General features: G+C 41.3%; 14 protein-coding genes. 7 read left to right on the plus strand and 7 right to left on the minus strand.

Going from position 1 to position 14,373, the window contains the following annotated elements:
- Positions 1-23 precede the first annotated feature (23 nt).
- Both TY03_RS22675 and TY03_RS14025 read right to left on the minus strand, forming a co-directional pair.
- The gene (locus TY03_RS22675; RefSeq protein WP_187373998.1) at positions 24-200 is read right to left on the minus strand and encodes a hypothetical protein; all 177 of its coding nucleotides are present in this window, start codon (positions 198-200) and stop codon (positions 24-26) included.
- Between the two features lie 137 nt (positions 201-337).
- Complete coding sequence (locus TY03_RS14025) at positions 338-784, minus strand: MarR family winged helix-turn-helix transcriptional regulator (protein WP_042371041.1); 447 nt, start codon at positions 782-784, stop codon at positions 338-340.
- 158 nt (positions 785-942) lie between these two features.
- On the opposite strand from TY03_RS14025, the gene rpsF reads away from it, so the two are divergent.
- The 3 genes from rpsF to rplI are packed head-to-tail and all read left to right on the plus strand — an operon-like array spanning position 943 to position 2,018.
- Positions 943-1,287, plus strand: coding sequence for a 30S ribosomal protein S6 (gene rpsF / locus TY03_RS14030; protein WP_042371044.1), 345 nt, complete (start codon positions 943-945; stop codon positions 1,285-1,287).
- Positions 1,288-1,290: 3 nt separating this feature from the next.
- Positions 1,291-1,563, plus strand: coding sequence for a 30S ribosomal protein S18 (gene rpsR / locus TY03_RS14035; protein ID WP_042371046.1), 273 nt, complete (start codon positions 1,291-1,293; stop codon positions 1,561-1,563).
- An 11-nt stretch (positions 1,564-1,574) separates the two neighbouring features.
- On the plus strand, positions 1,575-2,018 hold the full coding sequence (rplI, locus tag TY03_RS14040; RefSeq protein ID WP_042371047.1) for a 50S ribosomal protein L9: 444 nt from the start codon (positions 1,575-1,577) through the stop codon (positions 2,016-2,018).
- Between the two features lie 217 nt (positions 2,019-2,235).
- Here the strand turns inward: rplI and TY03_RS14045 are convergent, their stop codons facing one another.
- Together TY03_RS14045 and TY03_RS14050 are read right to left on the minus strand one after the other, a co-directional pair.
- On the minus strand, positions 2,236-2,442 hold the full coding sequence (locus TY03_RS14045) for a hypothetical protein (protein ID WP_042371050.1): 207 nt from the start codon (positions 2,440-2,442) through the stop codon (positions 2,236-2,238).
- A gap of 168 nt (positions 2,443-2,610) precedes the next feature.
- A complete protein-coding gene (locus TY03_RS14050; protein ID WP_042371051.1) occupies positions 2,611-4,284 on the minus strand; it encodes a long-chain fatty acid--CoA ligase in 1,674 nt (557 codons plus the stop codon).
- Positions 4,285-4,425: 141 nt separating this feature from the next.
- Here TY03_RS14050 and mtaB point away from each other — a divergent pair, with 141 nt between their 5' ends.
- From mtaB to TY03_RS14065, 3 genes are read left to right on the plus strand one after another with little or no spacing between them, the layout of a single operon-like run.
- The gene (mtaB, locus tag TY03_RS14055; protein WP_042371054.1) at positions 4,426-5,742 is read left to right on the plus strand and encodes a tRNA (N(6)-L-threonylcarbamoyladenosine(37)-C(2))-methylthiotransferase MtaB; all 1,317 of its coding nucleotides are present in this window, start codon (positions 4,426-4,428) and stop codon (positions 5,740-5,742) included.
- 30 nt (positions 5,743-5,772) lie between these two features.
- Positions 5,773-6,804 carry a glycosyltransferase family 2 protein gene (locus TY03_RS14060; RefSeq protein ID WP_042371056.1) on the plus strand — a complete coding sequence of 344 codons (1,032 nt, stop codon included), beginning with the start codon at positions 5,773-5,775 and terminating at the stop codon, positions 6,802-6,804.
- 6 nt (positions 6,805-6,810) lie between these two features.
- A complete protein-coding gene (locus TY03_RS14065; RefSeq protein WP_042371058.1) occupies positions 6,811-7,329 on the plus strand; it encodes a methylglyoxal synthase in 519 nt (172 codons plus the stop codon).
- A gap of 60 nt (positions 7,330-7,389) precedes the next feature.
- Here the strand turns inward: TY03_RS14065 and folB are convergent, their stop codons facing one another.
- From folB to TY03_RS14080, 3 genes are all read right to left on the minus strand, one after another.
- Entirely contained in the window at positions 7,390-7,758 is a 369-nt protein-coding gene (folB, locus tag TY03_RS14070) for a dihydroneopterin aldolase (RefSeq protein ID WP_042371060.1), read from the minus strand.
- Between the two features lie 95 nt (positions 7,759-7,853).
- A complete protein-coding gene (locus TY03_RS14075) occupies positions 7,854-10,574 on the minus strand; it encodes a 4-alpha-glucanotransferase (RefSeq protein ID WP_042371062.1) in 2,721 nt (906 codons plus the stop codon).
- 197 nt (positions 10,575-10,771) lie between these two features.
- The gene (locus tag TY03_RS14080; RefSeq protein WP_042371064.1) at positions 10,772-13,309 is read right to left on the minus strand and encodes an adenosylcobalamin-dependent ribonucleoside-diphosphate reductase; all 2,538 of its coding nucleotides are present in this window, start codon (positions 13,307-13,309) and stop codon (positions 10,772-10,774) included.
- Between the two features lie 272 nt (positions 13,310-13,581).
- Here TY03_RS14080 and TY03_RS14085 point away from each other — a divergent pair, with 272 nt between their 5' ends.
- On the plus strand, positions 13,582-14,325 hold the full coding sequence (locus tag TY03_RS14085; RefSeq protein WP_042371401.1) for an NADPH-dependent oxidoreductase: 744 nt from the start codon (positions 13,582-13,584) through the stop codon (positions 14,323-14,325).
- Positions 14,326-14,373 lie beyond the last annotated feature (48 nt).

Raw genomic sequence — 14,373 nt, forward strand, 5'->3', positions numbered from 1 at the left:
GCTTTTTTATATTTGATCAAATATTAATCGGTAATTCTCTTGTTAATGACAATATACGAGATAAGTCCTAATACAACCAAAACAGCTGAACCGCCCAGAATTGCATTGTTGTTTACATTACCGGTAAAGGAACAAACAAGCAAAGTGATCGCTCCGACTAAGATTAATATTAATCCTAAATTCTTTAATAAGCCTTTCATGTGTATGTATTTTAATAGATTATTATATTCTTGTCGCAAAGAAAAGCATAATTCTTTAACGGGCGAAATAATTTGTGCAAAAAAACAATTATTTAAGAGTAAATAGCCGATTTTAGGCTGCACAGTTCAGTGGATTGCTAATCTTTTGTATTGAAAAAGATTTTGCGCAGTACCTCTTGACTAATACTCAGCTCTTCCGAAGTTACTCCATATAATGCCTCTATCAGTGTGCGATTAGCTATATTGCGAGCCTTTTCTTCCAACTCTTTTCCTGTTTTAGTTAAGTGAATGAGGTTTGTCCGACGGTCCTTCTTATCCGAAATGCGCACGACTAAATGCTGACGCTCCATATTATCAATTAGGCGAGTCATGCTAGGCTTGTCCTTAAAAGTTGCATTGCACAACTCTTGTTGGGTGACGCCGTCTTTCTCCCACAGAAAAATAAGCACGGTCCATTGTTCGGGACTAATCTCTAAACCATTCATACGGAAGTTACGATATAATTTTCGGTTGATGGCAGCAGATACCTTACCATTCAAAATGGCAAATATAAGGCGAATATCAAAATTGAATTGTTCTATCATGAAATTATTGTTTAAGCAACTTTGCAAAGGTAAAGGTCTTCTTTGAGAATTCCTATATACGGGTACAAAAAAACATTAAATGTTTGCAGATCAAAATAAAATGGCTAACTTTGCACCGCATTTTAAAATAAAATAATTATTTATTTAATTAAACGAGTATGAATCAATATGAAACCGTTTTCATTTTAACTCCCGTTTTGTCTGATGTTCAGATGAAGGAAGCGGTAGAAAAATTCAAAGGCATTCTTCAGGCTGAAGGTGCTGAGATTATCAATGAAGAGAACTGGGGATTGAAGAAACTGGCTTATCCTATCCAGAAGAAATCTACAGGATTCTATCAATTGATTGAGTTCAAAGCAGAACCTACTGTAATTGACAAGTTGGAACTTAATTTCCGTCGTGACGAACGTGTGATCCGTTTCTTGACTTTCAGAATGGAGAAATACGCTGCAGAGTACGCTGCAAAAAGAAGAAGTGTTAAATCAAACAAAAAGGAGGATTAAATCATGGCACAACAAGCTCAATCAGAAATCAGATATTTGACTCCCCCCTCAGTAGACGTTAAGAAAAAGAAATACTGCCGTTTTAAAAAGAGTGGTATTCGTTATATCGACTACAAAGATCCTGAATTCTTGAAGAAATTCTTGAATGAACAAGGAAAAATCCTTCCTCGCCGTATTACCGGTACTTCTTTGAAGTTCCAGCGTCGTATTGCGCAGGCTGTGAAGAGAGCACGTCACTTGGCGTTACTTCCATTTGTAACTGACATGATGAAATAAGGAGGAAAAGTATGGAAATTATATTGAAAGAAGACGTAGTAAACTTGGGTTATAAGAATGATATCGTAACAGTAAAATCTGGTTATGGTCGTAACTTCTTAATCCCTACTGGGAAAGCTATCATCGCTTCTCCTTCTGCAAAGAAAATGTTGGCTGAAGACTTGAAACAGCGTGCTCACAAACTTGAGAAAATCAAGAATGACGCAATTGCCGCTGCTGCTAAGTTGGAAGGTGTTGCTTTGACTATTGCAACAAAAGTAAGCTCAACCGGTACCATCTTTGGTTCTGTAGGTAATATTCAAATTGCTGAAGCATTGGCAAAGTTAGGTCACGAAATCGACAGAAAGAGCATCGTTGTAAAAGACGCTGTGAAAGAAGTTGGTTCTTACAAAGCAATCGTAAGACTACACAAGGAAGTTTCTGTTGAAATTCCTTTCGAAGTAGTTGCTGAATAAGCATTATACATTTTACGTATAAAATATAAAGTCCCAACTCACAATTGAGTTGGGACTTTTTTTATTAAAGATTTTCGTATAGGGGTGTGCTGTCTATTTTGCTAACCTTCCTGTTTAATAGAATGTGGAGTCGATGGAGTAGCTATATATAAAAAAGGTCTGTCATGTTTAACATGACAGACCTTTAAAGTCTCTTTTCGAGTTCGTTGAACTGTAATTATTCAGCTACTACGATAGAAGCGCTATCTACAACAGTTGTATCAACTGCTGCTGCTGCTTCTGCTGCTGCTGCTTCTACAGCTGCGATAGAGTCAGCGATACGGATAGAATCTGCAGTTGCTTTTTCAGCGTCAGCTGCTTTGTTACCACAAGATGCGAAAGATACAGCTACGATAGCTACGAACATCAAAACTAATTTTTTCATTTTTTTTGCTTTTTAAATCTGTAATACAATCAATTGCTTATTAAAACATTGCAAAGATATGTACTTTCTCAATACGTTGTTCTCGAAAGACCAACTTTTTTTTATTTTTTTTTTAGAAGAGTGTTTTTTTATGTAATTTAGCATGTTATACAACATGCTAAAAGATAGCTAAACCTCTGCTATACTGTTGTATAGGTATCTTTTGATACTTCTTTTCGGAGTCTTCTCAAACTCAGTAGGATAGAGTTGGATTTGGCTCACTTTCTCGTATGAAGCGACCATGCTATTGAGACTTTTTAGATTTTCTCCCATAATCGTTTTTAAGTTTTCATCGTCGCTTAAACCTAGGGAGTCTAATGCTTCATAATCGGCGTACACCAAACCTACCAATTTTTTGTTTCGTTCAATAATTAAGCTCTCCAGAATGAATGGCATATTATTGAGTTTGGCTTCAATTTCTTCCGGAAAGATATTCTGCCCACTCGAACTTAAAATCATTGTTTTAAGTCTTCCGCGGATGAATATATTGCCTTCCTCATCTATGGTGCCCAAATCGCCGGTGCGTAACCAGCCATCTTTGCTAAAAGCTTCTTTGGTGGCTTCCTGATTTTTATAATAGCCTGCCATTACATTTTCTCCCCGTACTTGTATTTCTCCTATTTCGGCTTCCTGATTTTCTTTATAAACACGGGCCTCCATGATATCCAATATTTTGCCGGATGAACCTGGGAGAAATTCGTTCCAAGGTGCATAGCTGATAAGTGGTGCACACTCCGTCATGCCATAACCAATGGTAAAGGGAAATTTAATTTTGTAAAAGAAGGCTTCTACTTCGGGGTTCATGGCGGCTCCGCCAATAATAATTTCCTTAAAACGTCCTCCTAATGCATCGATGAGTTTTTTGCGGATTTGACCATAAATCTGGTTGTCGAGCAAAGGAATACTCAATGCCCATTTCATGCTTTTCTTAGCGATGAGGGGTTGAATGATATTCTTATATATTTTTTCGATAACCAGAGGAACGGTAATGATGAGGTTTGGCTTTACCTCCTCGAAGGCTTTCATGAGAATTTTGGGAGATGGAGTTTTTCCCAATAAAGTAACATGTGTACCAACGGCAGTCGCTGTTAAGAAATCGAATGCACACCCATAGGCATGGGCTAATGGAAGGAAGGAAAGTACCTTATCACCTCGCTTCAGAAGCTCGGTACGAATACCGAATGTTACATTGCCGGCAAGGTTATTACCGGTAAGCATAACGCCTTTACTGAAGCCCGTAGTGCCGGAAGTATAATTGAGCAGCATTACCTTATCATTAGATAAGGTGGTGTATTCGATATTCTCGGGATGGAATCCTTTGGGATAAGCAGTATGCATCTCTTCATCCAGATGCTTGATAAATCGCTGAATAGTCTCTCCGTCCCGTTGATAAAGGCAACGGAAATCTGTAAGGGAAAAAGCTCCGCGAATTCCCGATAGCTTTTCTTCTTCAAGTACCTCCCAGATGCTATCACTGGTAAAGAGAAAGACCGATTCGGAATGGCCGATGATATGGTGAACATCGTTCGGATTAAAGTCCTGAAGAATAGGAACCACAATGGCACCATACGTGATGGTCGCCATATAGGCGATGCACCATCTGGCATTATTTTTTCCGATAATGGCAATTTTATCGCCACGGCGCAGACTGCAGTGCTTGAACAATAAGTGCAGACGGGCTACCTCTTCGGCTACTTGCCCATAGGTATAACTCTCTTCTTCACCATAATCAGTGTAACAGGGTAAATCCCAGTTTTCTCGGAAACTACTTTCGTATAGTTTGATAAAATTCTCTTTAATCATTGCACGTTTTTTAATGATTTGTGCAAAAGTAGGAATAAACTTTCATAACTTAAAGCGTTTACTTCATGAACTAATGAATCGGATAACAACTTTTAAAACTAATAATGCGTAAATTTGCACCAAATATGTATTTTAAGGATTATGATAGATACCACCGTATTTCAGGATAAGACAGCCGTTTACTATACTTTGGGCTGCAAATTAAATTTCTCAGAGACTTCTACCATAGGTAAGATACTGCGCGAAGCGGGTGTGCGTACTTCACGAAAAGGCGAAAAGGCTGATATTTGTGTAGTCAACACGTGCTCTGTAACCGAGATGGCCGATAAGAAGTGCCGTCAGGCCATTAACCGGCTTGTGAAACAACATCCGGGTGCATTTGTCGTAGTGACGGGTTGCTATGCTCAATTAAAACCCGGCGACGTCTCGAAGATTGACGGGGTTGACTTAGTATTAGGTGCCGAGCAAAAAAGCGACTTACTACATTATTTAGGCAACTTGCAAAAACATCAGGAGGGCGAAGCGCATACCTCTGCTTTAAAAGATATCCGCTCTTTCGCTCCCTCTTGTTCGCGGGGCGATCGTACCCGCTTCTTTCTAAAAGTGCAAGACGGATGTGACTATTACTGTTCGTATTGTACCATTCCGTTGGCACGCGGACGGAGTCGCAACGGTACGGTTGCTTCAATGGTCGAACAAGCCCGTACGGCTGCTGCCGAAGGTGGCAAAGAGATTGTGTTGACCGGAGTTAATATTGGCGATTTTGGAAAGAGTACCGGCGAAACTTTTTTCGATTTAGTAAAGGCACTTGATGAGGTCGAAGGCATTGAGCGTTACCGTATCTCTTCTATTGAGCCCAACTTACTGACGGATGAGATTATCGAATTTGTGTCTCGTTCGCGTCGATTTATGCCTCATTTTCATATTCCGTTACAGTCCGGTAGTGACGATGTACTTGCGTTGATGCGTCGCAGATACGACACAGCCTTGTTTGCATCGAAAATAAGTCGAATCAAAGAAGTGATGCCCGATGCCTTTATTGGTGTTGATGTCATTGTTGGTACCCGCGGTGAAACAGAAGAGTTTTTTGAGAATGCTTATCGCTTTATTGAAAGTCTTGATATAACCCAGTTGCACGTATTTAGCTATTCCGAGCGTCCGGGTACTCAAGCCTTGAAGATCGACCATGTAGTAACACCCGACGAAAAACATAAGCGCAGCCAAAGGCTTCTTGCTTTATCGGAGGAGAAAACAAAAGCTTTTTATACTCGCCACATCGGACAAACCATGTCTGTATTGATGGAGAAGAGCAAGCCGGGTACGCCCATGCACGGTTTTACTGCTAATTATATTCGTGTGGAAGTGGAGAATGAACCGTCGCTTGATAATCAGTTAGTCACTGTTCGCTTAGGCGAGTGGAATGAAGATGAAACAGCGTTGAAAGGTACCATTCTTTAAATGATATAATCGGTTTTATACTATACACCTATGATTAAGGTTTCGATTGTGATCTTGAATTGGAACGGATGTGAGATGCTTCGTTCGTTTCTTCCTTCTGTTATTCGTCATTCCCAAGGCGATGGCATTGAGATCTGCGTAGCTGATAATGGTTCTACGGATCACTCTGTCGATATGTTGCGTAGAGAGTTTCCATCTGTTCGCCTTTTGCTGCTCGAACAGAACAATGGTTTCGCCGATGGCTATAACCTGGCTTTGCAGCAGGTAGAGGCAACCTATGTCGTGCTACTTAATTCGGACGTGGAGGTTACTCCGCATTGGTTGAACCCTTTAATTTCTTATTTGGACACACATCCCGAAGTCGCTGCCTGTCAACCCAAGATACGGAGCTGGCATAACCAAACTGTATTTGAGCATGCAGGGGCTGCCGGAGGGTTTATTGATAGGTATGGATATCCTTTTTGCAGAGGGCGTTTGATGGAGGTTGTCGAAGAAGACGGCGGACAATATGATACCATTTGTCCCGTGTTTTGGGCTACGGGAGCTGCCTTATTTATCCGGCTGGAGGATTACCGGAAGGTGGGAGGGCTTGATGGACGCTTCTTTGCCCATATGGAGGAGATTGATCTTTGCTGGCGACTTCGTGCCCGGGGTAGGAGCATTGTTTGTATTCCTCAGAGTGTTGTATATCATGTAGGTGGAGCAACGCTTAAAAAAGAGAATCCGCGTAAGACATTTCTAAACTTTCGTAACAATCTTGTTATGCTTTACAAGAATTTGCCTTCTCATGAATTGCGTTCAGTGATGCGTGTGCGTTGTGTACTCGATTATGTGGCTATGCTGGTGTTTCTACTCAAGATGCAGGCACCGAATGCAAAAGCCGTTCTTGAGGCGAGGCGTGAGTATGCTGTTATACGTTCGTCATTTACGGCTGTTCGTGAGGATAATCTGAAAAAAACTGTCGTACGTATTATCCCCGAACGGATAAAAAGTAGTATCTTGTGGCAGTTTTACGTGAAGAGGCGGAAGCATTTCTCACAATTACTTAACTTTAATGAATAACATCAAATGAAAACTTTTGTAAGAAGAAATATTGGCTTGGTAGCCCATGATGCCATGAAGAAGGATTTGGTAGAGTGGGTGCTCTGGAATTCGGAATTATTGATAGGACATAAGTTCTATTGTACAGGTACTACCGGTACATTAATTCTGGAAGCATTGAAAGAAAAGCATCCCGAAGTGAAGTGGGACTTCACGATTCTCAAATCAGGTCCGTTAGGAGGTGATCAGCAAATAGGATCACGTATCGTGGATGGAGAAATAGATTATCTGTTTTTTTTCACCGATCCGATGACATTACAGCCTCATGATACAGATGTGAAGGCGTTGACCCGATTGGCGGGAGTCGAAAACATTGTTTTCTGCTGTAATCGCTCCACGGCCGATCACGTGATTTCCAGTCCTTTATTTGCCGATCCTACTTATGTACAGGTTCGTCCCGATTATTCCGGCTATACACAGCGTTTCAAGGGTAAGCCGGTGGTGATCGAAGCGGTAGAATCGATTAAGAAGAGAAAGAAAAAATAAGAGAAAGAATAATAATGAATAATGGTTACTAATAGCCCATCAAGAGTGTATTAGTAACCATTATTTTTTGCATATCATCTCTACACCTGCGCTATCTATATCGGCACTCATAGGTGGGTGTCTCTTCGAGAGTTTGATGTTTAGTTCGTCAATAGCCGGAAACTCATCGAACAACCGCTTCGCCATACGACCGCATACGTGTTCTAATAACTTTGACGGAATAATCATCTCCTCTTTCAATACATCGTATACGTCGGCATAGCTCACCGTATTTTTTATTTCATCTGTCTGTGCCGCATGTTCAACGTTTACTTTGAGTTTCAGGTTGACCAAAAACTCATTGCCTACAACCGTCTCTTGCGGTAATACGCCATGATAAGCGTAGAAGCAGATGTTTTCTAAAAAAATATAACTCGACTGGATGGTCATCTTCTTACTTATTACTAGATTATATTTGCAAAAATAGGCTATTTATTTGAAACGATGAAAGCAAATAGATTCTTTTGTAAGCAGAGAAACGACTATTATCGATTCTCTTTGTCTGATTTCAGAGGCTTCCTTCCGGTTTGATTGACTAATTCTTTTATTTTGTTATTCAACCCCTCGGCTTTAAGAAGTTCCTCTAAGGTTAAGTGCATCCGGTATCGCCAATAATGACGCGGGTTGGAAGGCACATTGATGCGTTCTTCCTGTACGTTCGGATTGCGCCATGTCTCGTCTATCGAAAGCCAGTCCTGCCATGCCAGAATACAAAGAATGGAGTTACTGTATAGATGATTGCGCACAACCTCTTCGCACAACTCTGCCGTTGCTACCGAAGGAGCATTGCCATGACGACCCAGCATGGAGTTGTAATATCGCTGCGTCTGTTGATAATCTTCTTCCCACCATCCACGTAGTGTAGACATATCATGGGTCGAAATGGTGCAAACAGAACGATATGGATATTCATTAAGATGTCCGAATTCGTAGGTCGGGTTCTTAGGCATGCGCTGAATCTCGAGACTAAGAATACGCAGGTCGTTCATGACCCAAGCAACACATTCGGGAATCATTCCGAGGTCTTCGCCACATACCAGCATACGAGTCGACTGCGTTAGCTGTGGCAGTTTCTTCATGGCCTGCTGATGCCAGAATTCATTGTGACGATGGTAATAATACTGATCGTACAAACGGTTGAAAGCAGTTTTCTCCCATTCATTGAGTGATCGATAAATAAAATCGTGCTGTACGCCTATACGTGGATGAAACTTCTGAGGCTCTTTATGGTCGGGTACAAATAGCACATCGCTGATCAGTGAATATAAACCTTCTTTAATGCGAGAGCTTTCTTCATCTGTTTTATCAGCAAAATAAGCTTCTACTTTACGTTGCGTATCGAACTCGGAACGCATGCGGTAAACCTCCCACGTGTCTGTTGGTTCGATAAACGTTTCTTTCACATAATCAGTATGCGAACCGAAAACCTGTTCGAGGAAATACTCATGTATGTAAGGTTTTAAAAATTCGTCTCTGAAGGACAGACCGTAGCTTTCAATTTCCATTTTACTCATGGGCAGTGCCGGTACGAACTGTCCCAACAGGCCGTGTACGGCATTCATCGGTATCTCCCAGATACGGAAGAAACCTAATATATGATCTATGCGATAGGCATCGAAGTATTCCGACATTTTATGGAAACGCTTCATCCACCAGGCATAGCCATCTTTCTCCATCATTTCCCAGTTGTAGGTTGGAAATCCCCAATTCTGCCCGTTTACGGAGAAATCATCCGGAGGGGCTCCAGCTTGTCCGTTGAGGTTAAAATAGTGGGGTTCTGTCCACGCTTCGACGCTGTTGCGGCTTATCCCGATCGGAATATCTCCTTTCAGTACTACACCATTGTCTCTGGCATACTTAGTAGCAGCCATGAGTTGCAGGTGAAGGTTGAATTGTATGTAGAAATAGATTGCAATGCTTGAGTAATCAGCTGCTTGTGGCTGACATAACTTTTCTATTTCCTCTGCATTATAGATCGTATATTGGGGCCATTTTCTAAAATCGGGTGTTTTATATACATCGCGCAAATGGCTGAATACGGCATACGGTTGTAGCCACTCCTTATTTGATTCAAAGAATGTTTTAAACTCTTCTGACGCTAATACTTTTTCGCCTTCTTGCTTGAATATAAGCTCAAAATAGTTCCACTTTAGCTGATTTACTGCCTCATAGTCGATAGCCGGCAGATTATTCAGTTCTTTCTGCTGTTTGGCGAATGTTGCTAATGCTTTCTTATCTTTGAGTTTACCTAATTGTTGAAGGTTGGTATACATGGGATGAAAAGCATAAATGGAGATACTGTTGTATGGATACGAATCTGTCCACGTATGCGTCATGGTAGTATCGTTGATCGGTAGTATCTGTACCACTTGCTGATCGGTACTTACGGCCCAATCTATCATTTGTTTCAGATCTCCTAAATCACCGATGCCATAACTACTCTCCGATTTTAAGGAGAATACGGGGATTGCTACCCCGGCACCTTTCCAGGCAGGAGTTTGGAAGTAGGCATATCGATCGGAAATGACGAGTGTTTCGTTTGCCTTTATCTCGGGGTTGGCCATATAGCGATTCGGGTTGCTTTCCCAGGCTTCGGCCTTTTTCTCTTTCTTATTATATAATACGAATTTGTATTCGAGTGGAAATGTAAGTTTAGTTGCATCTATTTCGGCTATCCATTCCGGAAAGTTGCTATCGCTCATTAGTAATGCGTTGCTCGATTCCCAGTTGCCCAATATGCTTTGGTTGCCGCAGATGGCCAAACAATAATCGCTACTGATGCGAGGAGCATAAGCTTTGATGACTAAGCTTTTCTTATAACTTTTGGGCAAAGCTGCCTTATGTCGATGGGCTAATAGCGACTCTGTAAAAGCTGCACTGTAGAGATATTGCTGTTCGGGTATGTTTTTCCAATTATCATAAATTCGATATTTCTTGTTTTTATCTCCCCGTAAATAAAGGTGGCGTGGTATGCTATTCCACTCATTTCGAACGATTTTTTCATCTTTCCAAATGAAATAACTATACGTAATAACGTTTTCATCAGAGGGTTGCAGCTCCTTTTGGACTGTCCAATGAATACCGTCAACGGTCTGTAACGGGATTGCTTTGGCAAAATCGTTGTTACCTAACTCCGAAGTAGACCCTGTTAACCAAACCTCTTCTCCCCAGCTGGTTCGATATTCAATATTAAATGATACGATCATATATTAGATTTTAGTTTTTTATATTGATAGCATACTATTATTACTACTGCAAGTATAGAGATATTATGTGTTATGTCGTACTCATGTGTTTGCCGAACTAATCTAAAAAGTATGCAAACGTTTGTGCTGTATTTGTGCTAACATAAAAAGGAGCCCGTAACGGTGCTCCTTTTTATGTTGGTTATTTGTATGTTCTATTATCCGCATCTGGATGTACCACATGTGGTGCATATCAGACACCCTTCTTGGTAAACCAATGTTTCACTGCCGCAGTTGGGGCATTTCTTGCCTCTTGCTTCCGTACCATCCTGAATGTATTTCTTCAGTGCACGTTCTACGCCATTCTTCCAGGTATTGATGTTTTCGCTGTCAAGCTGCAAAGAACCGACAAGTTTGATCACTTGTTCGATAGGCATTCTCCAACGCAGTACACCCGAGATTAGTTTCGCATAGTTCCAATACTCTTTGTTGAACTTTTCGGATAGCCCTTCGATCGTCGTTTTATATCCACGCTTGTTTTCGAACTGGAAGTCATATCGTTTGTTTCCATGTTCATCTACGCTTTTAATAATTCGACCTGTGGTCACTGTTTTCGGCAATAGAATTCCTTCGTCGTCATCTTGCAAACCGGTAAATATCTCGTAAGGACGTCCGTCGAGTAATCCTACAAAAGCAACCCATTTCTCTTTGTTGTTTTGGAAGCGTACTACATCTGCCTCAAGGATTGTTGGGCGAACTTCTACTACCGTAGGTGGTTTACAGGGAGGAAGCTCCTCTTTTTTGTCCGACTTAGTCGAAATCAACACTCCCGAACGAGAGCCGTCACGATACACCGTACATCCTTTACATCCCGACTTCCAGGCTTCTACGTAAAGGCGGTTCACGAGATCCTCATCTACGTCATTGGGTAGATTGATGGTTACACTGATTGAGTGATCGACCCATTTTTGAATTCTTCCCTGCATTTTCACCTTCATCAACCAATCAACATCGTTGGAAGTAGCTTTGTAGTAAGGTGAATGAGCAACCATGTCGTCAATCTCCTCCGATGTATAACGCTTGGCCGGATTGTACCCGTTAGCTTCCATCCATGTTACGAATTTATGGTGGAATACGATGTATTCTTCAAAAGCATCTCCGGTTTCATCAATAAAATCTACGCGTACGTTGGTGTCATTTGGGTTTACTTTTCTGCGGCGTTTATATACCGGTAAGAATACGGGTTCGATTCCGGAAGTTGTTTGAGTCATTAGACTTGTTGTTCCGGTAGGAGCAATGGTTAAGCAAGCAATGTTCCGGCGTCCGTATTTTTTCATATCCTCATACAATTGCGGATCTGCTTCGCGGAGGCGATTGATGAATGGATTGTTTTTTTCGCGGTCACTATTGTATACCTCAAATGCACCGCGCTCCTTGGCCATATTTACCGATGAGCGGTAAGCATGTAAAGCTACGATCTTGTGAACTTCTTCCGAGAACTCGGTTGCCTCTTCCGTTCCATACCGTAGTCCCAGCGCAGCAAGCATATCGCCTTCGGCTGTGATACCAACACCGGTGCGTCTTCCTTGTCCGCTTTTCTTATATATTTTCTCCCAAAGTTCGCGTTCGGCATGCTTCACATCGTCTCCTTCGGGGTCGGCATTGATTTTTTCAATGATGCGTTCAATCTTCTCCAACTCCAGATCAATAATGTCATCCATGATTCGTTGAGCCAATTCAACATGCTTTTTGAATAGCTCGTAATCAAAATGCGCCTCTTTCGTAAATGGGTTTACTACGTATGAGTATAGGTTGATAGCTAGTAATCGACAAGAGTCATAAGGACACAAAGGTATTTCTCCACACGGATTTGTAGAGACCGTTTTGTAACCTAAATCGGCATAGCAATCGGGTACGGATTCGCGAATGATGGTATCCCAAAAGAGAACACCCGGTTCTGCCGACTTCCATGCGTTGTGAACGATCTTTTTCCACAAAGTAGTAGCATTTATTTCTTTCGTTGTAGTCGGATTCTCCGAGTCGATAGGGTATTGTTGCGTATAAGTTTTCTCTTCGGTAGCCGCTTTCATGAAGGCATCGTCCAGCTTCACTGATACGTTGGCTCCTGTAACCTTACCTTCTGTCATTTTTGCGTCAATGAATGCCTCCGAGTCGGGATGCTTAATTGAAACACTTAACATCAGTGCACCGCGGCGACCATCTTGAGCTACTTCGCGCGTAGAGTTCGAGTATCTCTCCATAAAAGGAACAAGTCCCGTGGAAGTGAGTGCGGAGTTTTTGACTGGTGAGCCTTTGGGGCGTATGTGTGATAAATCATGTCCCACACCACCGCGACGCTTCATGAGTTGTACCTGCTCTTCATCAATCTTAATGATTGCACCGTAAGAGTCGGCAGCACCGTCTACGCCAATGACGAAACAGTTGGAGAGTGAAGCTACCTGATAGTCATTGCCGATACCGGTCATTGGACTGCCTTGCGGAACGATGTATTTGAAATGATCAAACAGCTCGAAAAGCTCCTGTGCGCTTAGCGCGTTGGCGTACTTTGATTCTGCTCGTGCAACCTCGTTTGCAATTCTCCAATGCATATCGTCGGGCGACTTTTCGTAAATATTTCCGAATGAGTCTTTGACTGCGTATTTATTCACCCAAACCCGCGCTGCAAGTTCGTCGCCTTGAAAGTATCGTAATGATTCTTCGTATGCTTCGTTATAAGAATAAGTTTGTTTTTTCACGGTTTATTTGCCTTGATAGTTAGTTAATTTAATAGAGCTATGGTAGTAGGAGTTCGCTGTAATTAAAAACAATGCAAAGCTATGAATGTTTTTTATTATAGCAAAAGAAAATTCAATTAAATTTATAGTTTTCTTTTTTTAATTGTTATATTATTGATTATTAGAGTATTGTGTGTTTTGTTTTGCCCTTGAAGTTTTCCAAAAAGAAAATTATATTTATTTGTTATGCTGGCATAGATATTATTCTTTTTGTATCTTTGCAAAAAAAAGATATGTTTGAAACGATAAAAAACAGAAGGACTATCAGGAAATACTCACAAAAGGATGTATCTCCCGAAATGTTAAATGATTTTCTTGAGGTGTCTTCTCGTGCATCGACGCTTGGAGGTATTCAGCTTTATAGTATTGTCGTGACACGTGATGCTCAAATGAAAGAAAAATTGTCTCCGGCGCATTTTAACCAGCCAATGGTGAAGCAGGCTCCGGTAGTGCTTACTTTTTGTGCGGATTTCAATCGCTTTAGTCGGTGGTGCGAACAACGAAACGCACAACCGGGCTATCGCAACCTGATGTCGTTTTTGAATGCAACGATGGATACTCTTCTGGTCGCTCAAACATTTTGTACTGTTGCCGAGGAGGCTGGTTTGGGCATTTGTTACTTAGGCACTACCACCTACAACCCACAGATGATTATTGATACATTGGGTTTGCCCGAATTAGTATTCCCTATCACCACTATAACTGTGGGGTATCCTGAAGCAATTCCGGCACAAACCGATCGTTTGCCATTGGACGCAATTGTGCATGAAGAGCGATATCAAGAATATACTCCATCTAAAATAGATGAGTATTATGCTTATAAAGAATCACTCCCGGAAAATAAGCTTTTTGTAGAAGAAAATAAGAAAGAAACATTGGCTCAAGTGTTCACTGATGTGCGCTACACAAAGAAAGACAATGAATTTATGTCCGAAAACTTATTGAAAGTACTTCGTCGGCAGAAGTTTATAGAGTAGTGCTGATTTTATAATGAAGAATGAACATGCAATCGGTATATTCATTCT

Source organism: Bacteroides neonati (assembly GCF_000499785.1).
Taxonomy (GTDB): domain Bacteria; phylum Bacteroidota; class Bacteroidia; order Bacteroidales; family Bacteroidaceae; genus Bacteroides; species Bacteroides neonati.